Annotated in this window: 25 protein-coding genes; 14 read left to right on the top strand and 11 right to left on the bottom strand. The window is 70.5% G+C overall.

The features are described from left to right. Positions 1 to 81: 81 nt before the first annotated feature. Together ACIBTS_RS24965 and ACIBTS_RS24960 are read right to left on the bottom strand one after the other, a co-directional pair. Positions 82 to 1,398, bottom strand: a complete 1,317-nt coding sequence (locus ACIBTS_RS24965) for a cytochrome P450 (RefSeq protein WP_399322269.1) — start codon at positions 1,396 to 1,398, stop codon at positions 82 to 84. 36 nt (positions 1,399 to 1,434) lie between these two features. Then, positions 1,435 to 2,790, bottom strand: coding sequence for a glutamine synthetase family protein (locus tag ACIBTS_RS24960; RefSeq protein ID WP_399322267.1), 1,356 nt, complete (start codon positions 2,788 to 2,790; stop codon positions 1,435 to 1,437). Between the two features lie 355 nt (positions 2,791 to 3,145). Between ACIBTS_RS24960 and ACIBTS_RS24955 the strand changes: the two genes are divergently transcribed. The 10 genes from ACIBTS_RS24955 to ACIBTS_RS24910 all read left to right on the top strand — a co-directional run bounded on the left by ACIBTS_RS24955 (position 3,146) and on the right by ACIBTS_RS24910 (position 12,685). Continuing rightward, positions 3,146 to 3,334: a ferredoxin gene (locus tag ACIBTS_RS24955; RefSeq protein WP_399322266.1), complete on the top strand. Its 189-nt coding sequence runs from the start codon at positions 3,146 to 3,148 to the stop codon at positions 3,332 to 3,334. A 5-nt stretch (positions 3,335 to 3,339) separates the two neighbouring features. Then, a complete protein-coding gene (locus ACIBTS_RS24950; RefSeq protein ID WP_399322265.1) occupies positions 3,340 to 4,560 on the top strand; it encodes an NAD(P)/FAD-dependent oxidoreductase in 1,221 nt (406 codons plus the stop codon). Between the two features lie 11 nt (positions 4,561 to 4,571). Then, positions 4,572 to 5,378: an acetoacetate decarboxylase family protein gene (locus ACIBTS_RS24945; protein ID WP_399322263.1), complete on the top strand. Its 807-nt coding sequence runs from the start codon at positions 4,572 to 4,574 to the stop codon at positions 5,376 to 5,378. A gap of 34 nt (positions 5,379 to 5,412) precedes the next feature. After that, positions 5,413 to 6,876: an aldehyde dehydrogenase gene (locus ACIBTS_RS24940; RefSeq protein WP_399322261.1), complete on the top strand. Its 1,464-nt coding sequence runs from the start codon at positions 5,413 to 5,415 to the stop codon at positions 6,874 to 6,876. Then, positions 6,869 to 7,804 carry a 3,4-dihydroxyphenylacetate 2,3-dioxygenase gene (locus tag ACIBTS_RS24935; protein WP_399322260.1) on the top strand — a complete coding sequence of 312 codons (936 nt, stop codon included), beginning with the start codon at positions 6,869 to 6,871 and terminating at the stop codon, positions 7,802 to 7,804. The genes ACIBTS_RS24940 and ACIBTS_RS24935 overlap by 8 nt, the downstream gene beginning before the upstream one ends. An 11-nt stretch (positions 7,805 to 7,815) precedes the next feature. After that, entirely contained in the window at positions 7,816 to 8,661 is an 846-nt protein-coding gene (locus ACIBTS_RS24930) for a fumarylacetoacetate hydrolase family protein (RefSeq protein WP_399322258.1), read from the top strand. Positions 8,662 to 8,743: 82 nt separating this feature from the next. Then, entirely contained in the window at positions 8,744 to 9,379 is a 636-nt protein-coding gene (locus tag ACIBTS_RS24925; RefSeq protein ID WP_399322257.1) for a TetR/AcrR family transcriptional regulator, read from the top strand. Positions 9,380 to 9,585: 206 nt separating this feature from the next. After that, positions 9,586 to 10,767 carry a cytochrome P450 gene (locus tag ACIBTS_RS24920; protein WP_399322255.1) on the top strand — a complete coding sequence of 394 codons (1,182 nt, stop codon included), beginning with the start codon at positions 9,586 to 9,588 and terminating at the stop codon, positions 10,765 to 10,767. Positions 10,768 to 10,825: 58 nt separating this feature from the next. Next, positions 10,826 to 11,038, top strand: a complete 213-nt coding sequence (locus ACIBTS_RS24915; protein WP_399322253.1) for a ferredoxin — start codon at positions 10,826 to 10,828, stop codon at positions 11,036 to 11,038. Between the two features lie 189 nt (positions 11,039 to 11,227). Beyond that, on the top strand, positions 11,228 to 12,685 hold the full coding sequence (locus ACIBTS_RS24910; protein WP_399322251.1) for an APC family permease: 1,458 nt from the start codon (positions 11,228 to 11,230) through the stop codon (positions 12,683 to 12,685). A 385-nt stretch (positions 12,686 to 13,070) separates the two neighbouring features. Here the strand turns inward: ACIBTS_RS24910 and ACIBTS_RS24905 are convergent, their stop codons facing one another. Further along, entirely contained in the window at positions 13,071 to 13,781 is a 711-nt protein-coding gene (locus ACIBTS_RS24905; RefSeq protein WP_399322250.1) for a type 1 glutamine amidotransferase, read from the bottom strand. Between the two features lie 111 nt (positions 13,782 to 13,892). Here ACIBTS_RS24905 and ACIBTS_RS24900 point away from each other — a divergent pair, with 111 nt between their 5' ends. From ACIBTS_RS24900 to ACIBTS_RS24890, 3 genes are all read left to right on the top strand, one after another. Further along, on the top strand, positions 13,893 to 15,383 hold the full coding sequence (locus tag ACIBTS_RS24900; RefSeq protein WP_399322248.1) for an aldehyde dehydrogenase: 1,491 nt from the start codon (positions 13,893 to 13,895) through the stop codon (positions 15,381 to 15,383). Beyond that, the gene (locus tag ACIBTS_RS24895; protein WP_399322246.1) at positions 15,380 to 16,081 is read left to right on the top strand and encodes a gamma-glutamyl-gamma-aminobutyrate hydrolase family protein; all 702 of its coding nucleotides are present in this window, start codon (positions 15,380 to 15,382) and stop codon (positions 16,079 to 16,081) included. The genes ACIBTS_RS24900 and ACIBTS_RS24895 overlap by 4 nt, the downstream gene beginning before the upstream one ends. Before the next feature lie 196 nt (positions 16,082 to 16,277). Beyond that, positions 16,278 to 16,886, top strand: a complete 609-nt coding sequence (locus ACIBTS_RS24890; protein WP_399322245.1) for a hypothetical protein — start codon at positions 16,278 to 16,280, stop codon at positions 16,884 to 16,886. Between the two features lie 270 nt (positions 16,887 to 17,156). Here the strand turns inward: ACIBTS_RS24890 and ACIBTS_RS24885 are convergent, their stop codons facing one another. From ACIBTS_RS24885 to ACIBTS_RS24875, 3 genes are read right to left on the bottom strand one after another with little or no spacing between them, the layout of a single operon-like run. Beyond that, complete coding sequence (locus ACIBTS_RS24885; protein WP_399322244.1) at positions 17,157 to 18,011, bottom strand: bifunctional methylenetetrahydrofolate dehydrogenase/methenyltetrahydrofolate cyclohydrolase; 855 nt, start codon at positions 18,009 to 18,011, stop codon at positions 17,157 to 17,159. A gap of 20 nt (positions 18,012 to 18,031) precedes the next feature. After that, positions 18,032 to 18,877, bottom strand: coding sequence for a formyltetrahydrofolate deformylase (purU, locus tag ACIBTS_RS24880; protein WP_399322242.1), 846 nt, complete (start codon positions 18,875 to 18,877; stop codon positions 18,032 to 18,034). Between the two features lie 19 nt (positions 18,878 to 18,896). Beyond that, the gene (locus ACIBTS_RS24875; protein WP_399322241.1) at positions 18,897 to 20,018 is read right to left on the bottom strand and encodes an aminomethyltransferase family protein; all 1,122 of its coding nucleotides are present in this window, start codon (positions 20,016 to 20,018) and stop codon (positions 18,897 to 18,899) included. 119 nt (positions 20,019 to 20,137) lie between these two features. On the opposite strand from ACIBTS_RS24875, the gene ACIBTS_RS24870 reads away from it, so the two are divergent. Further along, the gene (locus tag ACIBTS_RS24870; RefSeq protein WP_399322239.1) at positions 20,138 to 20,821 is read left to right on the top strand and encodes a TetR/AcrR family transcriptional regulator; all 684 of its coding nucleotides are present in this window, start codon (positions 20,138 to 20,140) and stop codon (positions 20,819 to 20,821) included. A 299-nt stretch (positions 20,822 to 21,120) separates the two neighbouring features. On the opposite strand, the gene paaE is transcribed toward ACIBTS_RS24870, so the two are convergent. Genes paaE through paaA form a run of 5 tightly spaced genes read right to left on the bottom strand, consistent with a single transcriptional unit; the run spans position 21,121 to position 24,875 of the window. Beyond that, positions 21,121 to 22,239 carry a 1,2-phenylacetyl-CoA epoxidase subunit PaaE gene (gene paaE / locus ACIBTS_RS24865; protein ID WP_399322237.1) on the bottom strand — a complete coding sequence of 373 codons (1,119 nt, stop codon included), beginning with the start codon at positions 22,237 to 22,239 and terminating at the stop codon, positions 21,121 to 21,123. Continuing rightward, positions 22,239 to 22,754, bottom strand: a complete 516-nt coding sequence (gene paaD, locus ACIBTS_RS24860) for a 1,2-phenylacetyl-CoA epoxidase subunit PaaD (RefSeq protein WP_399322235.1) — start codon at positions 22,752 to 22,754, stop codon at positions 22,239 to 22,241. The genes paaE and paaD overlap by 1 nt, the downstream gene beginning before the upstream one ends. Beyond that, a complete protein-coding gene (gene paaC / locus ACIBTS_RS24855; RefSeq protein ID WP_399322233.1) occupies positions 22,748 to 23,578 on the bottom strand; it encodes a 1,2-phenylacetyl-CoA epoxidase subunit PaaC in 831 nt (276 codons plus the stop codon). Before paaC ends, paaD begins: the two co-directional genes overlap by 7 nt. Positions 23,579 to 23,586: 8 nt before the next feature. Then, entirely contained in the window at positions 23,587 to 23,892 is a 306-nt protein-coding gene (gene paaB / locus ACIBTS_RS24850) for a 1,2-phenylacetyl-CoA epoxidase subunit PaaB (RefSeq protein ID WP_399322231.1), read from the bottom strand. Further along, positions 23,889 to 24,875 carry a 1,2-phenylacetyl-CoA epoxidase subunit PaaA gene (gene paaA / locus ACIBTS_RS24845; RefSeq protein WP_399322230.1) on the bottom strand — a complete coding sequence of 329 codons (987 nt, stop codon included), beginning with the start codon at positions 24,873 to 24,875 and terminating at the stop codon, positions 23,889 to 23,891. Before paaA ends, paaB begins: the two co-directional genes overlap by 4 nt. Positions 24,876 to 24,885: the final 10 nt, after the last annotated feature.

Below are 24,885 nucleotides of genomic sequence, written 5' to 3'. Positions count from 1 at the left end.
GGGGGGCGATCCTCATGGGGGGGGTGTTGGTGGGCTGGGGTGGGGGGCGGCCGCAGCCGTCTGGACGGCTGCGGCCGGCGGTCAGGCGAGGGTGACCTCGACCGGCAGGTGCTTGATGCCGTTGACGAAGTTGGAGCGGACGCGGGGGACGTCGCCGGCGAGCTTGATGTCGGCGATGCGCGGGATGAGCTCCTCGAACATGATGCGGATCTCGGTGCGGGCGAGCAGGTTGCCCAGGCACAGGTGGGGGCTGCCCTTGCCGAAGGTGACGTGGTCGTTGTTCTGCCGGGTGACGTCGAAGTCGTAGGGGTTGCCGAAGACCTCCTCGTCGCGGTTGCCGGAGGCGTACCACATGACGACCTTGTCGCCTTCCTTGACCTTCTTGCCGCCGAGCTCGACGTCGCGGGTGGCGGTGCGGCGGAAGTGGTAGACGGGGGAGGCCCAGCGCAGGAACTCCTCGACCGCCGTGGGGATCAGCGACGGGTCGTCCTTCAGCCTCGCCAGCTGCTCGGGGTGCTGGAGGAGGGCCAGCATGGAGTGGGAGATGGTGTGGCGGGTCGTCTCGTTGCCCGCCACCACCAGGAGCAGGAAGTAGTTGTCGAAGTCCTCGGCCGAGAGCGGGACGCCGTCGCGCGGCGTGGTGTTGACCAGCTTCGACACCAGGTCCGTACCGTCGCCGCCGCGCCGCTGCCGCGCCAGCTCCCTGCCGTACTCGAAGACTTCGATTGACGCGGGGGAGCGGAATGGCAGGTCGCGGTATTTCTCGCTCTCCGTGCTGTGCAGTAGGACGTCCGCGTAGTCGGGGTCGGTGTTGCCGATGATGCGGTTGCCCCAGTCGATGAGCTGCTGGTTGTCCTGCGGCGGGACGTCGAGGAGCCGGGCCAGGACGTTGATGGGGAAGTCGGCGGAGACGTCGGCGACGAAGTCGAAGGTGCCCTTGGCGAGGGCCGCATCCAGCGTCTTGGCGGTCAGGCCGCGCAGGAAGTCGCTGTAGCTGTTGATGACGCTCGCGCCGAACTGCCGCTGGATCACGTTGCGCAGGGCGCGGTGGCGGACGCCGTCCATCTCCAGGATGGAGGCGCGCTTCTTGATCTGGTCGTCGTCGAGTTCTTCGAGGTTGACGAACCTTGTGGAGGTGAAGGTCTCCGGGTCGCGGTCGACGGTGGCGATGTCGGCGTGGCGGGTGACCGCCCAGAAGCCGGAGTTGGGGGCCTCTTCGGGCTGCCAGTGGACCGGGTCCTGGTGGCGCAGGGTGTGGAACATGCGCCACGGGGTGATGCCGTCGGCGAAGTTGTCGAGGTCGGCGAGGTCGACCCGGTCGAGCGGCAGTGGCTCGTCGAGGGCTGCGCGCAGCTCGGCCCGGGTGGTGGGGACGGCGGGAACGGTGGGGCTGGTCATGGGGTGGTTCCTTCGGGCGAGGGTTTCGGGGCGGGCTTACAGGTGGTAGGCGTACTCGGTGAACTCCCAGTCGGTGACGTGCCGCCCGAAGCGTTCGAGCTCGTCCCGCTTGTAGGTGAGGAAGGACGTGGTGAAGTCCTTGCCGAGCAGATCGGTCAGGGCGGTGTCCGCCTCCAGCGCGTCGAGCGCGGCCGACAGACACTGGGGCAGCAGGGCGGCACGGGAGGTGTCGTAGCCGTAGCCCTGAAGCGGGGCGGGCGGTTCCTCGCCGGCCTGGACGCCGAGCAGCGCGGCGGCGATCGTGCCGGCGATCAGCAGGTACGGGTTGGCGCTCGCGTCGCCGAGGCGCAGCTCCAGCCGCGCCCCGCCACCACGCTCCGGCGGGATGCGGACCATGGCGCTGCGATTGTCGAGCCCCCAGTCGATCAGCCAGGGCGCGAGGGTGTCCGGGCCGAAGCGCTTGTAGGAGTTCACGGTCGGGTTGGCCAGGGCCGCGAGCGCGGGCGCGTGGGCGAGAATGCCCGCGATGGCGTGCCGGGCCGTGGCGGACAGGCCGTAGGAGCCCGCCGGGTCGTCGAAGACGTTGTGGCCATCGGCGTCGTTGCAGGACAGGTGGAGGTGGAAGCCGGAGCCGCCCGCGTCGCCGAAGGGCTTGGCCATGAAGGTGGCGACGTTGCCCTCCTTGCGGGCCAGTTCCTTGACGGCGGCCTTGAAGCGGAAGGCGCGGTCGGCGGCGTCGAGGGCGGCGGAGTGGGTCAGGTTGATCTCGTACTGGCCGCCGTCGAACTCGTGGTTGCCGGTGACGACACCCAGCCCCAGGTCGCGCAGCGCGCGCAGGGTGCGCAGCAGGTGGTTGTCGGGGTCGGCGCGCAGGCCCGCGGTGTAGACGGCGCCGGCTGCCTCCGGTGAGCGGCGCCAGCCCGTGGGCGAGCCGGGGGCGGCCTCCAGCAGGAAGTACTCCAGCTCGGGACCGACCACGGGGCGCAGCCCCTGCTCGGCACAGCGGGCCAGGACGGTGCGCAGCAGGTCGCGGGAGGACTCGGGCGCCGGGGCACCGGTCGCCGGGTCGGTGACCTCGCCCAGGCAGGCGGCGACACCCGGCTCCCAGGGCAGGACGGCCAGGGTGGACAGGTCGGGGCGTACGGTCACGTCCGGCAGACCGGCGTCCAGACCGCCCGCGACCGGGACCACGTCGCCCTGCGGGGTGGTGTGGTAGACGGCGCGGCAGAAGGCCAGTCCGTGCTCGCAGGCCGACGGCAGATGGTCCAGCAGCACCTCGCGGGCGCGGTCGGTGCCGATGAGGTCGGGGTAGACCACGCGGACCACGTCGACGCCCGCGGCTGCGAGCCGCTCCATGTGCCGGCGGATGTCTGGGGTGTCGGATGCGCTCACCGGTGTCTCCTTGGCGAAAAGGAAGGGACTCCCTGTGCCGGGGGCACTGGGGGAGGGGGTGCGGAGGGAGGCCGGGGCGGGGGAGAAGCGCGCCCCGGGCTAGTCATTTGATCCCGAACGATATGGAGGGGGGTTGCGTCCCCGCAAGGGGCTGGTGGATAAAAGTTATCCATCTGGACAGGTATTGACCAGGGCCGGATGGCTTCCTATCTTGTTTGAAGCCAAACGAGTGAGGGGTGCGGCATCCGCTGGATTTCGCCCCCTTTTGGCCGAGGGGCCGGACGCACCCGGGCCGGGCCCCTCTCCTTCTCTCCTTTTCTTTGCTCCGACGCCCTCACCCCGCAGGAGGACCGCCATGAAGGTCGTCGTCGACATGAACAAGTGCCAGGACCACGGCCAGTGCGTCTTCGCCGCCCCCGACGTCTTCTCGATGAACGACGACGGACACCTGGTGTACGTGGCCGACCCCGACGACGCGCTGCGCGACGAGGTCGAAGAGGCCGCCGACGTGTGTCCGCTGCAGGCCATCCGGATCGAGGGATGACCGCCATGACCGCACCCACGACCGGACGTGTCGTCGTCGCAGGCGGCTCGATGGGCGGCCTGCGTGCCGCCGAGCAACTGCGCGCGGCGGGCTGGACCGGGACGATCACGGTCATCGGTGACGAGCCCCACATGCCCTACAACCGGCCCCCGCTGTCCAAGGAGGTGCTGGCCGGCAAGGCCCCCTTCGAGTCGCTCGCCTTCACGCCGAAGGCAGCCGCCGCCGACGTGGAGTGGCGGCTCGGCACGAGGGTCGTCGCCGCCGACCTCGACCGGCGCGTCGTCGAACTCGACGACGGCTCGGCGATCTCGTACGACGGACTGGTCGTCGCCACCGGCATGCGGCCCCGGCGCCTGCGCTGCCCCGGCCCACTTGTCGGCCGTCACACCGTCCGCACGCTCGCCGACGCCCAGGGCCTGCGCGACGAGCTGACCCGCCCTGATGCCCGCGTGGTCGTGGTCGGCGCCGGCTTCATCGGCTGCGAGGTCGCCGCCACCGCCGTGGGCCTCGGCGTCCGCGAGGTGACTGTCGTCGATCCGCTCCCTCTGCCCATGGTCGGCCCGCTCGGCGAACTGCTGGGTCGCGCGCTGCTGAAGCGGCACGAGGAGCGCGGGGTGAGCTTCGCGCTGGGCACCGGAGTGTCCGGCTTCGAGGGCGAGGACCGGGTCAGCGGGGTCGTGCTGAGCGACGGCACTGTGCTGCCCGCCGATGTGGTCGTGGAGTCGGTCGGCTCCGTGGCCAACGTCGAGTGGCTGGAGGGCAACGGCCTCGACCTCGGTGACGGCGTCCTCACCTGCGAGCACCTGCGGGTCGGGGGACGGCCGGAGGTGGTCGCGGTCGGCGACGTCGCCCGCTTCCCCAACGCCCGCTACGACGGGGTGCCCCGCCGGGTCGAGCACTGGTCCATCCCGACCGACACCGCCAAGCACGCCGCGAAGGCCCTCGTCGCCCATCTCACCGGCACGGGCGCGGAACCGGACCCCTTCGCGCCGCTGCCGACCTTCTGGAGTGACCAGCACGAGTTCCGGCTGCAGTCCTTCGGCGCGCCCGTCCTTGGCAAGGACGACGTACGGATCCTGGACGGCGACCCGGAGAGCGATGTCCTCGTCGGCTACCACACGGCCGGTCAACTGGTCGGCGTCGTCGCGCTCGGCGGCCAGGCCGCCGCGATGGGCGCCGCCCGCTATCGCGCCCAGTTGCTCAAGCAGCCCGCCCTCACCGCGTAAGGAACCCCTTCATGTCCACTGTCCGTGGTTACTTCCACCCCAAGACGGCGAGCGGTGCCTCCTCGCTGATCCCGTCCCCGCCGTGGCGCTACTCCGGCGATCTGCTGACCGTCGAGTACCGCACCGATCCGGCACGCGTGCGTGAACTGCTGCCCGAGCCGCTGGAGCTGGCCGACGAGGACCCGGGAGCGGTCGCTTTGATCTGGGCCGACTGGCAGTCCTGCTCGGGTGCTGGCCAGGAACTGCTGGACCCGGTACTGGCCCAGTACAAGGAGGCGTTCGCGGTCGTGCGCTGCAAGTACCGGGGGCAGACCTACTCGCGCTGCGTGTACATCTGGGTCGACAAGGACTTCGCCATCGCGCGCGGGCTGCACCAGGGCTACCCGAAGAAGCTCGGCTCGATCCACCAGACCCGCCCGCACCCCTACGGTCCCGCCCCGCGCATCGAGGCCGGCGCCCGCTTCGGCGCCACCCTCGCCGCCGCCGACCGGCGCCTGGCCCAGGCCGTGGTCACCCTGCGCGAGCCGTCCGAGACCAACGGCTTCGTCAACGCCCACCCCATGGCCCACCACCGCTGGCTGCCCTCCATCGAAAAGGGCAAGGGCCTGGCGCTCGACGAGCTGATCGAGTCCGGCGCCGCCTCCTTCGAGGGCGGGCAGCCGTGGCGCGGCGACGCGGAGCTGGAGCTGTTCGAGGCGCCCACCGAGGAACTGGCACGCCTGGAGATCCGCGAGCCGATCGCCGCCTACTACCGGCAGGTCGGCGTCGTCTGGGACGGTGGCCGGCTGCTGGAGTCCGGCACGTCCGGCGCCGAGTAACCCCCTTACGCACCACAGGACTTGGAGACCGGACATGACCGAGCACACCCTCACGGTGGCCGGGGTCGCCATCGACACCCGGCACTGGATCGGCGGCGAGCGCGTCGCCTCCACCGAAACGTTTCCCGATGTCTCGCCGATCGACGGCAGCGTCCTGGGGGAGATCTCCCGGGGGACCCCGATGGAGGCGGCGGCCGCGGTGGCCGCGGCGAAGGCCGCCTTCCCCGCCTGGGCCGCCACCCCCCGCGCGGAGCGCGCCCGCATCCTGCACGCCGTCGCCGACGGCGTCGAGAAGCGGCTGGAAGAGCTCGCCATCGTCGAGACCACCGACAACGGCGCCCTGCTCCGCTCCCACCGCCGGGGCGTGATGCCCCGCGTGGCGCACAACTTCCGCTTCTTCGCGGACTGGCTGCTGAGGCTGGAGCACGAGGACTTCGAGACGCGCGGGCACACCAACCACGTCAGCTGGGACCCGGCGGGCCCCTCCGTGCTGATCACCCCGTGGAACGCCCCGCTGATGCTGGCCACGTGGAAGGTCGCCCCCGCTCTCGCGGCCGGCAACACGGTCGTCCTCAAGCCCGCCGAGTGGACCCCGCTGACCGCGTCCCTGCTGGCCGACATCGCCGCCGAGGCCGGGCTGCCCGCCGGGGTGCTGAACGTCGTGCAGGGGTACGGCTCGGAGATCGGCGACGCCCTGACCTCGCACCCCGACGTACGGCGGATCAGCTTCACCGGTTCGGTGCCGACGGCGAAGCGGATCTCGGCCTCGGCTGCCGCGAACCTGACCCCGCTGAGCCTCGAACTCGGCGGCAAGTCACCTCTGTTGGTGTTCGCCGACGCCGACCTGGACCTCGCGGTCGACCTGGCGGTGGAGCAGTACGACAACGCCGGGCAGGTGTGCCTGGCCGCGACGCGCTTCCTGGTCGAGGAGTCGGTCGCCGAGGAGTTCACCCGCCGCTTCGTCGAGAAGGCCGGGCGGCTCACCCAGGGCGACCCGCGGGACGAGGCCACCGACATCGGCCCGAACATCCACCCGCGCCAGCTGGAGAAGATCGACGGGTTTGTGCAGCGGGCGATCGCGGCCGGGGCCCGCGCGGTCATCGGCGGCCACCGGGGGGACGGTCAGTACTACGCGCCGACCCTCCTCACCGATGTCGACCAGGGCTCGGAGATCGTGCAGGAGGAGGTCTTCGGACCGGTCCTGACCCTGCAGACCTTCACAGACGAGGACGAGGCCGTTCGCCTCGCCAATGACACCCGCTTCGGGCTGGCCGCCACGCTCGCCACGGGTGACCCGGAGCGCGCCGAACGCGTCACCGCCCAGCTGGTCGCCGGCACGGTCTGGACCAACTGCTTCTTCGTACGCGACCTCCAGGCGCCCTTCGGCGGCTCCCGCCACTCCGGCGTCGGACGCGAGGGCGGCACCTGGAGCTTCGACTTCTATTGCGACGTGAAGAACACCGTGACCGCGCCGCACGGTTGGAGGAACCATGGGTGAGATCGTCGGGGCGGGCCTGCTCGCTCACGTTCCCACCATCGTGCTTCCGCAGGAGACCCGGCTGGAGCTCAACGGGGGCAAGGAGATCACCCTCGTCACCGGCCTGCATCAGCTCCGCGAGGACGTCTTCGAGCGCGACGACTACGACACGGTCGTCGTCCTGGACTCCCACTGGGCCACGACGGTCGAGTTCGTCGTCACCGCCCAAGCGCGCAGGGCCGGGCTGTTCACCTCCGAGGAGCTGCCGCGCGGCATGTGCCGGATGCCGTACGACTTCCCGGGCGACCCCGAACTCGCCCACAACATCGAGAAGTTCGCGGACAAGCACGGCACCTGGATCACCGCGATCGAGGACGAGTACCTGCCGATCTACTACGCCACCATCAACCTGTGGAAGTTCCTCGGGGAGGGGCTGCCGGACAAGCGGTGGGTGACCATCGGGGTCTGCCAGACCGGCGACATGGAGGACCACCTGCGCCTCGGCCGGGCGCTGGCCGACGGCATCGCCGCCACCCCGGGCCGCCGGGTCCTGCTCATTGCCTCCGGTGCGCTGTCGCACACCTTCTGGCCGCTGCGCGAGCTGCGCGACCACGAATCCAGCGACCCGGTGCACATCTTCACGCCGGAAGCGCGCGAGGCCGACTACGAGCGGATCGCCTGGTTCAAGGAGGGCCGCCACGACAAGGTCCTCGACACCATGCCGGAGTTCTGGAAGTACAAGCCCGAGGCGAAGTTCTTCCACTACCTGATGATGGCCGGCGCCCTCGGTGAACAGGCGTGCGTCGCCAAGGCCCGCCAGTACGGCGAGTACGAGAACTCCATCGGCACCGGTCAGGTCCACCTGTGGTTCGACCGCCCGGCCGACGGCTGGACCGGCACCGGCCTGTCCGCGACCCCCGCCCCGCGCACCCCTCACAGTCGTATATAGGAGCCCGGAACATGCCCGAGTACCGCCGTATCCTCCTCGACGGCGCCGCCGTCCAGGTCACCGTCGAAGGCGATGAGCTCGTCGCCGGGGACGGCCGACGCGTCAAGACCGAGGACGCGCAGCACCTGCCGCCGGTCGTGCCGTCGAAGGTGATCGCCGTCCACCTCAACCACCGCAGCCGCGTCGACGAGTTCGGAATCGAGCTGCCCGACACTCCCACGTACTTCCACAAGCCGACCTCCTCGCTCAACTCCCACAAGGGCGCCATCGTCCGCCCCGAGGGCTGCAAGTGGCTCAACTACGAGGGCGAGGTCGCCATCGTCATAGGGAAGACCGCGCGGAACATCTCCCCGGCCGAGGCGGGCGAGTACATCGCCGGCTACACCGTCGCCAACGACTACGGCCTGCACGACTTCCGTGACACCGACGCCGGTTCCATGCTCCGGGTCAAGGGCTCCGACACCCTCTGCCCCCTCGGCCCTGGCCTGGTCACCGACTGGGACTTCCACGGCAAGAGCCTGCGCACCTACGTCAACGGCGAGGTGGTGCAGGACGGTTCGACCGACGAGATGCAGTGGGACATGCACTACCTCGTCGCCGACATCGCCCGCACCATCACCCTCTACCCCGGTGACGTCCTGCTCTCCGGTACTCCGGCCAACTCCCGGCCCGTCCAGCCCGGCGACGTCGTCGAGGTGGAGGTGGAGGGGCTCGGCCGGCTGACGAACCACATCGTCACCGGCCCGACCCCCATCCGTACCGACGTCGGCGCCCAGCCCACCGAGTCCGAGGAGGTCCTGTCCACTGCGCTCGGCGGCGACTGGGAGTTCCGCGGCATCCGCCCGCCCAGGCGCTGACAAACGCCCATGAGACGGCGCCGCACCGGGCCTGCCGACCGAGGCGTCCGGTGCGGCCGCCTGCCCAGGTAGGGTCGCCCCCATGACCGAGTCCACCGACGCCCCCAAGAGCCGGACCTCACGCAAGCGCCTGCAGTACGGCGAGGGGCGGGAAGCCCTGCTGAACGCCGCCGTGCGTGTGGTGGCGCGGGGCGGCCTGCGCCGGCTCACCTACCGGGCCGTTGCGGAGGAGGCCGGGGTCACCCACGGCCTCGTGGTGCACCACTTCGGTTCGCGCGATGCCCTGATCGAGGAGACCCTCGCCCACACCATCCGCACCTCGCTGAGCACCAGTGCGCTCGAACCGGGCACCGGCAAGGTCGCGGACTTCTCGGCGGGGCTGTCGCAGATGGTCACGGCGGACCCGGACATCCAGGCGTTCCAGTACGAGCTGCTGCTGGAATCGCGCCGCCGCCCGGAGCTGCTGCCCCAGATCCGCGCGTTGTACGACGAGTACTTCGACGCCACCCAGCGCGAACTGACCCGCATGCTGCCCGCCGGCGCGGACAAGGCACTGACCCGGCTGGTCTTCGCAGCGCTCGACGGCCTCGTACTGCACCAGCTCGTCCTCGGTGAGCCCGAGGTCACGGATGCCGCACTGGAAGAGCTGCGCTCCTTGCTGCGGCTCCTCGACGCAAGCGGTGACGCTGCCGGCGACCATACCGCCGAAGGCGGCTGACAACCCTTCTGACCTGCTTGTTCCAAGGCTCCGGACGTTCCGCGTCCGGAGCCTTTCGCTGTTCGGCGCCATGATCTCGTTTGATTCCGTACGAGTAAAGAGTTGGTTACGGCCGCCGGAAGCATTGACGCAGCTTTCCAGATGGATAATTCTCGCCTGCATGGCAGGGACCGTCCGCGGCCGCCATGCATCCCTAGGAGATCCCCATGACCATCGAGGCTCCCGCAGCCGAGCTGCTTCCGTTCCGCGACCCCGGCTACCGGGCGAACCCCGCTCCGTACTACGCCCGGCTCCGTGCGGAGGCGCCCGTCTACCGGCATCCGTTCGGCGTGTACGTGGTGTCCCGCTACGAGGACGTCGCGAAGCTGATCCGCAACCCCACCCTCAGTGTGCGCAAGCTCGATTTCGGCGTGGCCGATCCGCTGCACGACACGGTGCTCGGCCAGGACGCCCCCGACCACACCCGGCTGCGCCGCATCACCAACCGCTGGTTCACGCCCAAGGCGGTCGAGGAGTGGTCCAAGGTGATGCAGACGTCCGTGGATGCCGCACTCGACAAGGCGGTCGAGGCAGGCGGCACGCTCGACGCGGTGGACGACCTCGCCCTGCGCTCCACCTTCGAAACCATCTGTCACATCTTCGGTGTCGAGCCCACGAAAATGCTGGAGATCCAGAAGGCCACCTATGACATCGGCGTCAGTCTCGGGCCCGGGTCCGACGAGGGCGACTGGCGGGTCACCGGTGAAGCCTTCGAGTGGTTCGAGCAGCACATCCGCGCCCTGATCGCCCACAAGCGCGCCCACCCCGGCAGTGGACTGATCGACCACTTCCTCGCCGAGCAGGACGCGGGGAACATGAGCGAGAACGAGGTCGTCTTCTCGATCCTGCTCTTCTTCGCCGTCGGTCACCTGGACATCAAGCACCTCATCGTGCAAGGCGTCCGGCACATGGCCGAACACCCCGAGTACATCGGGATCTACCGCGACCAGCCCGACATCCGGCCCGGCTTCATCAACGAGGTGCTGCGCATCGAGACCCCCGAGCAGATGGCCTCGCGCCTCACCACCCAGGAAACGGTCATCGGTGACACGACCGTGCCCGCCGGCGAGGTCCTCGTCCTGCTCCTCGGCTCCGCCAACCGCGACCCGGAAGCCTTCCGCGACCCGGGCCGTTTCGACCACAACCGTCCGGCCGCCGCGAGCCAGCACCTGGCCTTCGGCTCCGGCCAGCACGGCTGTGCGGGACAGGTGCTCGCCCGCGCGCAGGCCGACGTCGTCTTCACCGCGCTGGTCAACCGCTTCAGCGCGATCGAACTCGCCGGTGAGCCCACCTTCACCCACACCGAGTTCCTGCGCAGCATCGCCCACCTGCCGATCCGGCTGAGCTGACAGAACGCCGGCCGTTCCCCTCTCAGCACACAGCACAGCACCACACCCAGGAGTCATCATGCGCGTCGAAGTCGACCTCAAGAAGTGCCAGGACCACGGCCAGTGCGTCTACGCCGCCCCCGACCTCTTCGCCCTGGACGAGCAGGGACGCCTGTCCCTGCGGAACGAGGCCACCGAGCTGTACACGGCGGAGCTGGACGCGGCGAACGCCGACGAGGTGCAGGAAGCCGCGGACGTCTGCCCGCTGCAGGCCATCACCGTCCACGAGTAGCCGGACATCGCTGCTGTCCTGGCGCCGCTACCGCGACGCCAGTTCCCTGGGGATGTCCCCCGGGCGGGAGCGGCAGCGGAAAAACATCGCCCACCCCCTTGTCGTGTGGATAGTTCCGCCTCACCATGAGGCAACTCGTTTGGCTCCAAAATAAACTCCTTCGCTCCGCTCCCCTGGCAGGTGATCCCCGTGGACAGTCAAACGGTCCAGAGAAACCAGACCGTGCAGGACGAACCCATCGCTGGCCGACTCAAGCCCGACTCCCTGGGTGTCCTCGGCATCCTCTTCTTCGTCCTCTCCGCACAGGCCCCCCTGACCGGTATCGCCGGGGCTGTGCCCATCGCCGTCGCCATCGGCAACGGCGCGGGTACGCCTGCCACCTATGCCGGGGCCGGCATCGTGATCCTGCTGTTCTCCGTGGGCTTCGTCGCCATGGGACGCCATGTCGTGGACGCCGGCGCCTTCTACACATACATCGGCAGGGGGCTAGGCCGTCCGACCGGCTCCGGCAGCGCCGGTGTCGCGCTCTTCGCCTACTGTGCGGTCCAGGCAGCCATGTACGGGCTGTACGGATCGATCGTCAGCGCCCTGGTGGAGCCGTACACCGGTCTGAATGCCCCGTGGTGGGTCTGGGCCCTGGTCACCATGGTGATCGTCCAGGTCCTTGGCGCGGCCGGCATTGAGATGGGGGCCAAGGTGCTGGCGGTGTTCGTCCTGGCAGAGTTCAGCATCCTGCTCGTCTTCGCCCTGGTCACCCTTTTCAAGGGCGGCGGCCCCGAGGGGCTGGGTTTCGCCGACAGCTTCTCGCCTCAGGCCGCGCTCCAGGGTGCTCCCGGTGTGGCCCTGATGTTCGCCGTCGCGTCGATGTTCGGCTTCGAGGCCACCGCCATCTACGGCGAGGAGGCGCGCGAGCCCCGAAGGACTGTGCCCCGGGCCACGTACCTCTCCGTCGCCGTGATCACCGGCTTCTTCGCCTTCACCTCATGGATGCTGGTCTCCGCGCACGGCGCTTCCCGCGCCACCGCCGAGGCCGGCAAGGCGCTGGAGAGTGGTGACGCCACGGCATGGGTCTTCGCACCGATCACCGCACAGTTCGGCGCCTGGGCGGGCGACGTCCTGCCGATCCTGCTGGCGACCTCCCTCTTCGCCGGCATCCTGGCCTTCCATAACTCCGCCAACCGCTACCTCTTCTCCCTCGGCCGCGACGGCCTGCTGCCCCATGGGCTGACCGCGATCAACCGGCGTCACTCCCCGTGGGTGGCGGGCAGCGTGCAGACCGTGATCTCCCTGCTGCTCGTCATGCCCTTCGCACTGCTGGGCAAGGACCCGGTGCTGACCCTCTTCTCGTGGTTCAGCGGGGTGGCCGTGCTGGGGATCATGCTCCTGTACTTGCTGACGTCCGTGTCGGTGGTGGTGTTCTTCCGGCGCGAGCGGCTGGATTCCCGCCCCTGGAACACTCTGATCGCCCCCATCCTGGGCGCGCTCGGCATCGCCGGTGCGATCTGGCTGATCCTGGCCAACTTCACGACCCTCATCGGCGGCGACTCGACCACGGCGACCTGGCTCGAACTCACCGTCCCGGCGGTCCTGGTCCTCGGCGTCGTCACCGCCCGCGTGACGCGTGACCGGGCGACGGACCAGGTCTGAGGAGGCTGCTTCTCGCGATGTGACCGGTCCCGTTCCCGCTCTCCGGGGACCGGACCGGCCACGTCCGGCTCCCACCCGCCCCCGGAGGATGCATTGAGCACGGGATACGTGTGGAACGAGCTGTTCGGCGGGGCCGGCAGCGGCAGCGGCGCGCTGCCGCCCGCCGAACCGGCCGCCGGGCTCCAGTCGATCGGCGATGGTGCAGGAGGGCGGCTGCAGCCTCTTCTGTCTGCGGGCACGCCGTCATCGAGACCCCGGCCGGGGTGAAGGTGCTGGACGGCGCGCTGTTCGCGGTGGTCGGCGGGAGGACGGGACACGACCTCGCACCGCACCAGAAGAGGCTGGTCGACGAGGTCGCCGCGCTGGTGCTGCCCGCAGGAGACGGTCAGCCGACCGTGCCCGCCACCCGGTCGAGGAACCCGTCGACCAGGTGGCGGGCATTCGCGCGGGCCGTCGCCGCCAGCTCCGTTGTCCGGGTGAACAACTCCCCGGGATCCACGCCGTGCTGCAGACACTGCTCGGCGCCGCCGAGCTCCATGTACCGGCGCACCGTGGTGGGCGTGATCTCCGGATGGAACTGCACCCCCAGGCTCCGCCCGAGCCGGAACGCCTGGGTGCACACAAAGTTGCGGGCCACCTCCTCGGCTCCGGGCGGCAGGAGGCAGCGGTCGTAGTGCCACTGGAACCACGGACCCGGGCCGATCAGTTCGGGATCGTCGGTGTCGACCCGGACCCAGCCGATCTCCGGGCGCGGCGAGGCCGCGACCGAACCCCCGAGGGCGGTGGCCAGCGCCTGCGCGCCGAAACAGACCCCGAGCACCGGGACACCGAGGTGGTGGGCCTTGCGCAACAGCGCCAGCTCTCCGCCGATCCAGGAACCCACGGCCGACTCGTCGTAGACCGACCAGGGCGCGCCGAGGGACACGATCAGGTCCCAGCCGTCGGCCGCCGGGAAGTCGAAGGCGACGTCCGGCGCGTGGTGGCGGTGTCCGGGTACGACGGTCACGACGCTCAGGTCGTATCCGCGCTGTACGAGCCGGGCCCCGACCGGACCGGGATCGGTCACGTGGTCGTGCTGGATGACGAGTGCGCGCACGGTGGGCTCCCTCCCCGGGTTCACGGATCCGTCGGATCGACCGTGAACTCTTGTGACTGCCGAGCCCACACCATATCGTTTGGGATCAAATAAAGTATCCGGAGGTTCCGCATGATGGACATCACCCACGAGGAATGGTTGCGCCGGGCCAAGGCACTGGACCTGGCCGGGGCGCATCACATCGACGGTGCCGACGAGGGCGGGGGAGGGGCGATCTTCGCCGCCGTATCCCCCCGCGACGGCCAGGTGCTGACCCAGATCGCCGACGGTGGCACGCAGGAGGTGGACGCGGCCGTGGCCGCCGCGCGCCGGGCCTTCGACTGCGGCCCCTGGCCCCGCCTCGCACCGGCCGACCGCGGCCGGATCCTGCTGCGCATCGCCGACCTGCTCGAAGAGCACCGCGAGGAACTGGCGTTGACCGTCAGCCTGGAGATGGGCAAGCCGATCACGGACGCGTACGAGATCGAGCTGCGCGCCGTCATCAGCACGTTCCGCTGGTACGGGCAACTGGCCGACAAACTCACCGGCGAGTCGCCCCATACCGCCCCCGATGCCCTGGCGCTGGTCACCCGGGAACCGGCCGGTGTCGTGGGTGCGGTGGTGCCGTGGAACTTCCCCCTGACGCTGGCCGGTTGGAAGGTGGCCCCGGCACTCGCGGCGGGCTGCAGCGTCGTCCTGAAGCCGTCGGAGAACTCCCCGCTCTCCGCCCTGCTGCTCGGCCGGCTCGCCACCGAGGCCGGCCTGCCACCGGGTGTGCTCAACGTGGTGGGCGGCAAGGGCCCCGTCGCCGGGCGCGCTCTCGGTCTCCACCCCGACGTCGACGTCCTGGCCTTCACCGGCTCGAGTGCCGTGGGCCGTCACTTCCTGCACTACGCGGCCGACTCCAACCTCAAGCGGGTCTGGCTCGAACTCGGCGGCAAGTCCCCCAACATCATCTTCCCGGACGCGCCCGACCTGGAGAAGGCCGCCGCCACCGCCGCCTGGGGCATTTTCTTCAACCAGGGCGAGATGTGCACCGCCCCCTCCCGGCTCCTGGTGCACTCCTCCATCGCCGAACAGGTGACCGACGCGATCGTGGCGCGGGCCCGGGAACTGGTCGTCGGGGACCCGCTCGACCCGGCGACCGAGATGGGCGCGATGGCCGGTGAGAGCCACCTCGAACGGGTCCTCGGCCACATCGAGACCGGCCTCGAGGAAGGTGCCCGCCTGCGTGTCGGAGGCGGCCGCACCCTGGCCGAGACCGGAGGCAGTTTCCTGCGCCCCACCGTCTTCGACCACGTGCGCCCCGGCATGCAACTGGCCCGCGAGGAGATCTTCGGCCCCGTCCTGTCCGTCCTCACCTTCGACGACCTCGACGAGGCTGTTGAACTCGCCAATGACACCGAGTACGGCCTCGCCGCGGGCCTGTGGACCTCCGACCTGTCCACCGCCCACCGGGTCTCCCGCGCGCTCAGGGCGGGAACTGTCTGGGTCAACTGCTATGAGGAGGGCGACCTCACCGTCCCCTTCGGCGGCATGAAGCAGTCCGGCAACGGCCGCGACAAGTCCGCCCACGCCATCGAGAAGTACACCGAACTGAAGACCACCTGGATCCAGCTGTGACCCGACCCCTGATCGCGATCCCCGCCCGCTTCTCCGCGACGACCTCCGCGCTGCGCTACGCCGCCGAGGTGGGCGCCCGCGCGCTGATCGAGGCGGTGTGGCGGGCGGGCGGCGAACCGGCGAGCATCCACCCCGCCTCCGAAGACGTGGCTGGGCGTCTCGCTCGCTTCGACGGCGTCCTGCTCCCCGGCGGCGGAGACCTCGCCCCGCACCGCTACGGCGCAGCCGACACCCATGCCAGCGTCTACGACGTCGACGACCTCCAGGACGATTTCGACATCGAGGTCGCCCGCCAGGCCATCGACTCGGGCCTGCCGCTGCTGGCGGTGTGCCGAGGACTCCAGGTCGTCAACGTCGCCCTCGGCGGCACCCTGGAGCAGGACATGGGCGGCCCGGAACGCGAGCACCGGCATGTCGTCCACCCCGTGGCGATCCAGCCCGGCACCCTGCTGGAGCAGGCCACCGGGGCACAGAAGGTCGAGGCGTCCTGCTATCACCACCAGCGCGTCCACCGCGCCGGCGTGGGACTCGCGGTCACCGCACGCGCGGCCGACGGCACCGTGGAGGGGCTCGAACTCCCCGGTGTCCACGGATGGTTCACCGCCGTCCAGTGGCACCCGGAGGACACCGCGCACGAGGACCCCGCCCAGCAGGGACTGTTCGACGCCTTGGTCCGAGCCGCCCACGACAGACGCTGACACCGCGATGACACTCTTCGGCAGCACCAGGCGGCCAAAGCCCCGGCTGGCCCCGGAACTCGACGATGCCGCCCTTGGCCGGGTGCTCAGAGGTGTCGCCTCTTTGCGGGGCCCGGGCCCACAGGACCTCGCCCGGATCGAGCAGCTCCTGCAGGACACCGGGCCCGACTGAGACCGCCGCTGCCACCGGATCTCCGTGCTTGCGCAGGCTGCTCCCGCGCTGGCCCGCGGGTGGCACAAGCGCCGGCCGCGCGATGCGGACGCGCTGGTTCTGGCCGGGTGGGCCGAACGGGCCACGGACCCCTGGGCTGCCCTGGCGCTGTGCCGCCTCGCCGCCGAGGCGCGTCCGGGCGATCCGACGCCCTGGGTGGGTGCGCTGGCGGCGCTGCGGTCGCTGGGGCGGCCCCGTGCCCAGCTCGCACCGGTCTGGGAGGAGATCCGCGCGCGTGATCCCTGGCACCGTCAGGCGCATCTGCAGATCCTGGGCTACCTCTCCCCGGAGGAGCAGGGGAGCCAGAGCGCGTTGCGGGACTTCCTCGACGACGTCATCGCCGTCATGCCGCCGGACGCTCCGGCGGCATGCCTGCCGCCCGCGGCCGCCGTACGGCAGTACCACGGCGACCTGGACCGCGGAGGAGTCCGGGCGCTGGGGGCGAGCCGCTACTGGGTACAACCGCACGTCGCGCGATGGGTGGATCAGGCGCTGGCCTCCTGGCTGAGCCCCGGACGCCTGCGCCGGGCCGCCGCCGTCGCCGACCTCGGGCTGCTTGCCTACTGCCTGGTGCGCGCCGGCCCGCACGGGTGACGCCCGCCCGGTGTTCACCGCGATCGACGGCCTGGTGACGCCCTGGCCATGGGGCCACGAGGGAGAACCGCTGGAGCGCTACACCTTCTACGCCGGCCGCCTGTGATGGTGCGTACGGCGCGCCGGGCCCTGCGGACTGGGGCAGACGGCGAGCATGCGCGCGTCCTGCCTGCCAGGCCCCGGCGGCGACGCTGCCGGGGCCTTCCGGCGCTGGCCCGCACACGGCTTGCGGGGCCGAGCCCGAACAGGCTCGGCACCGCAGCTTCCCCGTCAGGGCCGGCCGCGCTCGGCGGCCTCGACGATGTTGGTCAGCAGCATGGCCCGGGTCATCGGCCCCACCCCGCCCACCGGCGGGGCCAGGGAGCCGGCGACCTGGTCGACGTCCGGGTGGACGTCCCCGAGGATGCCCTCCACGGTCCGGGTGATGCCCACGGACAGGACCGTGGCGCCCGGCTTGATCCAGTCGGGCCCGACGAGGTGGGCCACGCCTGCCGCGGCCACGACCACGTCGGCGACCCGGGCGTGGGCGGCGGTGTCCTGGGTGGCCTCGTGGCACAGGGTCACTGTGGCGTGCTCGGTGCTGCGGGTCAGCATCAGGCCCAGCGGGCGGCCCACCGTGATGCCGCAGCCGATCACGCAGAACTGTCGGCCGGTGATGGCCACCTGGTTGCGGCGCAGCAGGTCGATGATGCCGCGGGGCGTGCAGGGCAGCGGCCCGGGAATGCCGAGCACGAGGCGCCCGAGGTTCGCCGGGTGCAGCCCGTCGGCGTCCTTGGCGGGATCGACGAGCTCCAGTACGGCGTGGGTGTCGATGTGGGCCGGCAGCGGCAGCTGGACGATGAAGCCGGTGCAGGCCGGGTCCGCGTTGAGCCGGAGCACGGCGGCCTCGACGTCGGCCTGGGAGGCGGTGGCGGGCAGCTCCACCCGGATCGACGCGATGCCGACCTGGGCGCAGTCGCGGTGCTTGCCGCCGACGTAGGAATGGCTGGCCGGGTCGTCGCCGACCAGGATGGTCCCCAGGCCCGGGGTGACGCCCCCTGTCTTCAACGCCTGGGCGCGGACGGCGAGTTCGGCCTTGATCTCGGCTGCCGCGGCCTTGCCGTCGAGCAGCGTCGCGGTGGTCATGGTCGTACGAACCTCTCGCGTCAGGAGAACACGACGGTGCGGGAGCCGGTCAGCACGACCCGGTCCTCGGCGTGCAGGCGCACCGCCCGCGCCAGGACGACCCGTTCGACGTCCCGGCCGATGGCGACGAGCTCCGGCGCGGTGTGCCGGTGTCCGACGCGCACGACGTCCTGCTCGATGATCGGGCCCTCGTCCAGGTCGGCGGTCACGAAGTGGGCGGTGGCACCGATGAGTTTGACGCCCCGGTCGTGGGCCTGGTGGTACGGCTTTGCGCCCTTGAAGCCCGGCAGGAACGAGTGGTGGATGTTGATGACCCGCCCCGACAGCTTGCGGCACAGGTCGTCGGAGAGCACCTGCATGTAGCGGGCGAGCACCACGAAGTCGATGTGGTGTTCGGCGACCAGCCGCACCAGCTCGGCCTCCGCCTCCGGCTTGGTGTCGCGGGTGACCGGGAGGTGGACGAAGGGGATGCCGTAGCTCTGCGCGACGGGCGCCAGGTCGGGGTGGTTGGAGACGATGAGCGGGATGTCGACGGGCAGTTCGCCCAGACGCCAGCGGTAGAGGAGGTCGACCAGGCAGTGGTCGAACTTCGACACCATCAGCAGCACCCGGCGCCGCTGCTGCTCCGGCCGCAGGGACAGCACGGGGTCGAAGCGCGCCAGGCGCAGGGAGAGCTCGTCCCTTAGGCTCTCGACGTCGGGCTCGGGGGTCTCCAGGAGCACCCGGATGGTGAAAGTGCCGGTACCGGGATCGGAGAACTGGGCGCTCTCCAGAATGTTGCCCTTGGCCTCGGTGATGCCACCGGACAGGGCATGGACGATGCCGGGCTGGTCGGGGCAGGTGACGGTCAGGATGTAGCGCTGCATGGCTGCGGTGCCTTCCGGCTCAGGCCCGTACGCGGGTGCGCTCGGGGTCGTACACGGGCGTGGGCCGGACAGTGGCGTCGGCCGTGGAACCGTCGGTGGCGACCGCGGTCAGCGCGGTCCCCGACTTCGCCGCTTCGCGGTGCACACGGGCGAGCCCCAGGGTGGAGCCGTCGAGTACGGGCGAGGGCACGGCCATTGTCACGTAGCCGACGTCCCGCCCGTCCAGCTCCAGCCGCGCGCCCTCGGCCGCCTCGGGCGCGGTATCCAGGACGACGCTGACCACACGCCCCTGTGCGGTGCCCTTCTTGGCGAGCAGCGCGTCGCGGCCCTGGAAGGGGCCTTTGTCGAAGTCGATCGCCCAGCCCATCCGGCATTCGAAAGGGGTGACGGTGTGGTCGTACTCCAGCTCACCCATGATCATTCCGGCCTCGGTGCGGCACGTCAGGAGGGCGAGCGCGCCGGCGGCCTTCGCCCCGAGGTCGGCCCCCGCGTCGAGGACCGCGTCCCACAGGTCCAGCGCACGCTCGCGCGGCACCTGGATCTCGTAGCCGAGTTCGGCGGTGAACCCGATCCGGCTGACCTGCGCACCGATGCCGGCGACCAGGACGTCCCGGACGAACGTGTAGTACGGGAAGGCGGAGTTGGAGACGTCGACGTGCGTGAGCCGCTGGAGGACCTCGCGGCTGCGCGGTCCCTGCAGGGTCAGCACGGCGGACTCGTCGCGCCGCTCGGTGACCGTGGTGCCGTCGGGGGCGTGCGCGGTCAGCGACTGCTGGGTGGCGGGGTTGCCGCCGGTGACGACCACGTGGCCGGGCGCGCGGACGGCCACGGTCACGTCGTCGATCATGAAGCCGTCCGCGTCGACGACCACGCCGTAGGCGATGCGGCCCTCGCCGAGCCCGCGGACGCTCCGTGAGAAGACGGCGTCGACGGTGGCGAGCGCGTCCTCGCCCTCGACGTGCCACTTGTAGAGCATCGAGTAGTCCAGCGCGCCGGCGGCGGTGCGGAATGCCTCGTACTCCTCGGCCGGGTCCGTGATGAACAGGGGCACGGCATGGCCGTAGACGTCGATCCACTCCTCGACGCGGTCGTCGTACCGGGGGGAAAACGGGGTGCTGCGCAGTCCTTCGGACAGGGCCATGGGAACTCCAGTGAGGCGGAGGAAGTGAGGCACCGCCGAGAATCTATCCATTCGGATAACTTGTCAATAGGATAGATTTCGCTTGTCAGGGTGCGCAGGGTGAGAGGAAAGGGGGGTACATGACCGCGACGCTGGTCGATGAGGGGACCGGTGGCCAGGACAATCGGCCCGGATACGGTCAAGGACGGGAAGCCTTGATGGCCGCGGCCGTCAAAGTCGTCGCGCGAGGGGGACTGCGGAAGCTGACGTACAGGGCCGTGGCTGCCGAGGCCGGGGTGACCCACGGCCTCGTGGTCCACCACTTCGGATCACGTGACACGCTGCTCGAAGAGGCTTTGGGCTGGGCTGTGCGGCGCAGCATCGAGACATCGTCTCTGGTGCCCGCCAGTGGCCGCCTGGAAGACTTCGCTGCGACGCTGGCCGCGTTCATCGCCGCCGATCCGGATCTGCAGGCGTTCCAGTACGAGCTGAAGCTCGAATCCGGTCGGCGGCCGGAACTGCGCCGCCACGTCGACCTGCTCTACGACGCCTACCACGATGCCGTCTGCGAGGCATTGGCCTGCTTCGACGTGTCGCAGGAGATGACGGAGATCGTCTTCGCGGCCCTGGACGGCCTGGTCTTCCACCAGGTCACGTCCGGTGCACCGGAGCGTACCGAGGAGGGTGTCGAGGCCTTGCGCCGGCTCCTGGCGGCCCATCGCGCGCAGGTGTCGCCGAGGGCGACCGGCGGCACATCGAATGAACCGAATCTCTCCTGCACCCACTTCGGGAGCGGCGATGACGAGCCCTTTCAAAGGACATGACCAGCCGGTCCGGCTGCCCGGCAGGCTGCCTCGGCCATCCAGGCGCCCCTGGGCGCGACCGCGGTGCCGGACCAGCACCTGCTGTACACCATCGCCGCGCAGTCCATGGCCTGCATCTCTTTGATGCCCGCGCCGCCGCGAACACCTTCCCGCCGCCCTACCGCACCACGGCGCGTCGGTCTGGCGTGCGGCCTCCTCGGTGAGTTCCTTGATCCGTTCCTGCGCGGCGGTGTCAAGCGCGTTCATCGCATCGGCGGACGGTCCAGCCGGGCTTCCGGCCGGGGTTCACCCTCTGCCCCTCAGCTGTCGAAGTCGACGGTCAGGCTGTCGGAGACGGGGAAGGTCTGGCAGGTCAGCACATATCCGCCGTCGACCTCGGCGGGCTCCAGCGCGTAATTGCGGCGCATGTCGGCCTCGCCGTCGGTGACCTGGGCACGGCAGGTACCGCAGACGCCGCCTTTGCAGGCAAAGGGCAGGTCGGAGCGGATCCGGGAGGCGGAGTCGAGGAGCGTGGCCTCGCGGGAGAGGGCGGAGGTGGTGGAGCGGCCGTCGAGGACGACGGTGACCTGGCTGACCGGTCCGTCGGCCTGGTCCTCGGTCCGTCTGACGGGGGCCGCCGGTTCCTCTCCGGCGAAGAAGAGCTCCTGGTGGATCCGGTCGTCGGGCACTCTCAGTTCGGCCAGGACCTTCTGGGCGTCGCGGACCATGCCGTGAGGGCCGCACAGCCACCAGTGGTCGGCGTCGCAGACGTCGACCAACCCGTCGATGAGCGCGGCCATCCGGTCGGCGTCGATGCGTCCGGTCAGCAGCTCGGCCTCGCGGGGTTCGCGGGAGAGGACGTGGGCAAGCTGGAACCGGGCCGGGTAGAGGTCCTTGAGGTCGGCCAGCTCGTCGGCGAACATCACCGAGCCGGTACGTCGGTTGCCGTAGAAGAGGGTCACCCGAGATCGGTCGTCGCAGGCCAGGACGGACTCGGCGATGGACAGCATCGGTGTGATGCCCGAGCCGGCCGCGATGAGCACATGGTGTCCGGACTCGGTCAGGTCGGGGGTGAACGCGCCGGTCGGGGCCATCACCTCGATGGTGTCACCGGCCCGGACCTCGTGTACCAGCCACGACGAGAACAGCCCTCCCGGCACCACCCGCACCCCGATCCGGGGCCGGGAACCGACCGGCGAACAGATCGAGTACGAGCGCCGCTCGTCCCTTGCGTCCACCTCGCGGCGCAGTGTCAGCGACTGCCCGGGAGCGAAGGCGAACTCCCCCTCCAGTTCCTCGGGAATGTCGAAGCTCACAGCGGCGGCGTCCTCGCACAAGCGCTCCACTGCGGCAACCCGCAGTGTGTGGAAGGACGGGCGGCGACGCGCGCGCCGCACCTGGACGGGAGCGGCGGTACCGGGGGCCAACAGGTCCTCCATCAGATCTCCTTGACGTACTCGAACGGTTCGCGGCAGGCGCGGCAGCGCCACAGCGCCTTGCAGGAGGTGGCACCGAAACGGGAGGTCTCCTCGGTGTCGCTCGCGCCGCAGCGGGGGCACGCCACGACGTGCCGGTTCGCGGACAGGACAAGCGGCACGGGGCCGGACGGCTGCCGGGGCGCCGGTCCGGGCGGTGCGATGCCGTGCTCGGCGAGTTTGCGGCGGCCCTCGGCGGTGATCCAGTCGGTGGTCCACGGCGGGTCGAGGACCGTGCGCACCTCGACCCGCTCGTAACCGGCGGCGGACAGGCGTGCTGCCACCCCGGCGCGCATCTCGGCCATCGCCGGGCAGCCGGAGTAGGTCGGGGTGAGGACAGCGACGACCGTGCCGTCCGGCTCGACCGTCACCTCCCGCAGCACGCCGAGGTCGGCGAGGGTGAGCATGGGCAGTTCGGGGTCCGGGACCCGCTCGGCGATGTGCCGGGCACGGCGGGCGTCCGTGAGTACGCTCACCATGTCGCCCCCGGGTGGGCACGGGCCACGCTCTGCAGTTCCGCGAGGAGCGGAGCCAGGTGTTCGGAGTGGGCGCCGCCGCGGCCCGAGCCGCCTTGAGAAGACGGCACCTCGGGCAGGGGCAGGTCCGCCGCCTCGGTGACCTGCCGCAGGACGGCAAGGACGTCCGCCTTCGCGTCGTGGGCGTCGAACACCTCGCCGAGGTACGGGACGAGCCCGTCGAGCCCGGCCCGCATCCGCCGGCGGGACTCCTCGGTGCCGTCGCCGAGCCGGACGACCCACTCGGCCGCGTACTGCCGGTGGTACGTGAGTTCCTTGACGCCTTTGGCGGCGATGGCGGCGAGTACCGGGTCGGGCGAGGCGGTGAGCCGCTCGAAGTGGGCCAGCCGCCAGCTGGCGAGGATCAACAGGCGGGCGATGGTGAACGCGAAGTCCCCGTTGGGCAGTTCGGCCAGTACCACATTGCGGAAGTCGTCCGGGGCACGGAAGTAGGCGTAGACATCCTCGCTCCGTCCGGTGCCGTCGACCTGGCCGCAACGGGCGTACAGCAGGCGGGCCTGGCCGAGCAGGTCGAGGCCGATGTTGGCGAGGGCCACCTCCTCCTCCAGTTCCGGCGCGCGGGTGGTCCACTCGGCCAGGCGCTGGGCCGAGACCAGGGCGTCGTCGCCGAGTGCCAGGCAGAGCGCGGCGAGTCCCTCCCGGTCGACGCCGTCGGGCACAGCGGTGTCCACGCCGTACAGCGGATCCTCGAAGCCCGTGCCGTAGGCCCAGCGGGTGTCGTCCTCGTGTCCCTCGGCGAGGGTCAGGTAGACGTGGTCGTCGCTCATGCCTGCTCCTAGATGTGGGGGACGTCGTCGGGGATGTCGTAGAAGGTGGGGTGTCGGTACACCTTGTCGGCGCTGGGCTCGAAGAAGGGGTCCTTCTCGTCCCGGGTGGAGGCCGCGATGTGCTGGGAGCGCACCACCCAGATGGACACACCCTCGTTGCGGCGGGTGTACAGGTCACGGGCGTGGGTCAGGGCCATCCGGTCGTCGGCGGCGTGCAACGAACCCACGTGCACGTGGTTCAGTCCTCGCTTCCCGCGGACGAACACCTCGTACAGCGGCCAGCCGGCCTTCGCCCCCTGCTGCGTGTCGCTCATGCCGCCGCTCCTTCACGCGCGCGTGCCGTCTGCTTCGCCGCGTGCGCCGCGGCCGCCTCCCGTACCCAGGTGCCTTCCTCATGGGCGGCCCGGCGCCGCTCGACCCGCTCGGCGTTGCAGGGTCCGTCGCCCTTGATGACGCGCATCAGTTCGTCCCAGTCGGGGGTGGCGAAGTCGTGGCGGCCGCGGTCGGCGTTCCAGCGCAGTTCCGGGTCGGGGAGGGCGACGCCGAGCTTCTCGGCCTGCGGGACGGTCATGTCGACGAAGCGCTGGCGCAGTTCGTCGTTGCTGTGCCGCTTGATCTTCCACGCCATGGAGGCCGCCGAGTTGGGCGAGTTGTCGTCCGGCGGGCCGAACATCATGAGGGACGGCCACCACCAGCGGTTCACCGCGTCCTGGACCATCTCTCGCTGGGCGTCGGTGCCGCGCATCATGGTCATCAGCAGTTCGTAGCCCTGCCGCTGGTGGAAGGACTCCTCTTTGCAGATCCGCACCATCGCGCGGGCATAGGGGCCGTACGAACTGCGGCACAGCGGCACCTGGTTGCAGATGGCCGCGCCGTCCACGAACCAGCCGATGACACCGACGTCGGCGAAGGTCGGGGTGGGGTAGTTGAAGATCGAGGAGTACTTCTGGCGGCCTTCGATCAGCCGCTCCGTGAGGTCGGCGCGGTCCGCGCCGAGGGTCTCGGCGGCCGAGTACAGGTACAGGCCGTGGCCGGCCTCGTCCTGGACCTTGGCGAACAGGATCGCCTTGCGGCGCAGCGACGGCGCCCGGGTGATCCACTCGCCCTCCGGCTGCATCCCGATGATCTCGGAGTGCGCGTGCTGCGCCACCTGCCGGATCAGCGTCTTGCGGTAGCCCTCGGGCATCCAGTCGCGCGGCTCCACCCGCTGATCCCGCGCGATGGTCGCCTCGAAGTACTCCTGGAGCTCCGGCGGCGCGCCCACTGCCTCTGATGAGGCGGCCTGTTGTGTCGACATCTGCATCACT

Origin of the sequence: Streptomyces sp. NPDC050121 (genome assembly GCF_044460385.1) — a bacterium.
Classification (GTDB): Bacteria; Actinomycetota; Actinomycetes; order Streptomycetales; family Streptomycetaceae; genus Streptomyces; species Streptomyces soliscabiei.
Note: the sequence above shows the minus strand (reverse complement) of the source record. Positions and strands in the feature narration are given on the sequence as shown.

Excerpts from the sequence above, each read along its gene's own strand:
- ACIBTS_RS24925 (WP_399322257.1), top strand. The coding sequence starts at position 8,744 with ATGACCGAGTCCACCGACGCCCCCAAGAGCCGGACCTCACGCAAGCGC.
- ACIBTS_RS24945 (WP_399322263.1), top strand. The coding sequence starts at position 4,572 with ATGTCCACTGTCCGTGGTTACTTCCACCCCAAGACGGCGAGCGGTGCC.
- paaC (WP_399322233.1), bottom strand. The coding sequence starts at position 23,578 with ATGAGCGACGACCACGTCTACCTGACCCTCGCCGAGGGACACGAGGAC.
- ACIBTS_RS24885 (WP_399322244.1), bottom strand. The coding sequence starts at position 18,011 with ATGACCACCGCGACGCTGCTCGACGGCAAGGCCGCGGCAGCCGAGATC.
- ACIBTS_RS24940 (WP_399322261.1), top strand. The coding sequence starts at position 5,413 with ATGACCGAGCACACCCTCACGGTGGCCGGGGTCGCCATCGACACCCGG.
- paaA (WP_399322230.1), bottom strand. The coding sequence starts at position 24,875 with ATGTCGACACAACAGGCCGCCTCATCAGAGGCAGTGGGCGCGCCGCCG.
- paaD (WP_399322235.1), bottom strand. The coding sequence starts at position 22,754 with ATGGTGAGCGTACTCACGGACGCCCGCCGTGCCCGGCACATCGCCGAG.
- ACIBTS_RS24900 (WP_399322248.1), top strand. The coding sequence starts at position 13,893 with ATGATGGACATCACCCACGAGGAATGGTTGCGCCGGGCCAAGGCACTG.
- ACIBTS_RS24870 (WP_399322239.1), top strand. The coding sequence starts at position 20,138 with ATGACCGCGACGCTGGTCGATGAGGGGACCGGTGGCCAGGACAATCGG.
- ACIBTS_RS24875 (WP_399322241.1), bottom strand. The coding sequence starts at position 20,018 with ATGGCCCTGTCCGAAGGACTGCGCAGCACCCCGTTTTCCCCCCGGTAC.
- ACIBTS_RS24935 (WP_399322260.1), top strand. The coding sequence starts at position 6,869 with ATGGGTGAGATCGTCGGGGCGGGCCTGCTCGCTCACGTTCCCACCATC.
- ACIBTS_RS24930 (WP_399322258.1), top strand. The coding sequence starts at position 7,816 with ATGCCCGAGTACCGCCGTATCCTCCTCGACGGCGCCGCCGTCCAGGTC.
- purU (WP_399322242.1), bottom strand. The coding sequence starts at position 18,877 with ATGCAGCGCTACATCCTGACCGTCACCTGCCCCGACCAGCCCGGCATC.
- paaB (WP_399322231.1), bottom strand. The coding sequence starts at position 23,892 with ATGAGCGACACGCAGCAGGGGGCGAAGGCCGGCTGGCCGCTGTACGAG.
- ACIBTS_RS24955 (WP_399322266.1), top strand. The coding sequence starts at position 3,146 with ATGAAGGTCGTCGTCGACATGAACAAGTGCCAGGACCACGGCCAGTGC.
- ACIBTS_RS24965 (WP_399322269.1), bottom strand. The coding sequence starts at position 1,398 with ATGACCAGCCCCACCGTTCCCGCCGTCCCCACCACCCGGGCCGAGCTG.
- paaE (WP_399322237.1), bottom strand. The coding sequence starts at position 22,239 with ATGGAGGACCTGTTGGCCCCCGGTACCGCCGCTCCCGTCCAGGTGCGG.
- ACIBTS_RS24920 (WP_399322255.1), top strand. The coding sequence starts at position 9,586 with ATGACCATCGAGGCTCCCGCAGCCGAGCTGCTTCCGTTCCGCGACCCC.
- ACIBTS_RS24950 (WP_399322265.1), top strand. The coding sequence starts at position 3,340 with ATGACCGCACCCACGACCGGACGTGTCGTCGTCGCAGGCGGCTCGATG.
- ACIBTS_RS24915 (WP_399322253.1), top strand. The coding sequence starts at position 10,826 with ATGCGCGTCGAAGTCGACCTCAAGAAGTGCCAGGACCACGGCCAGTGC.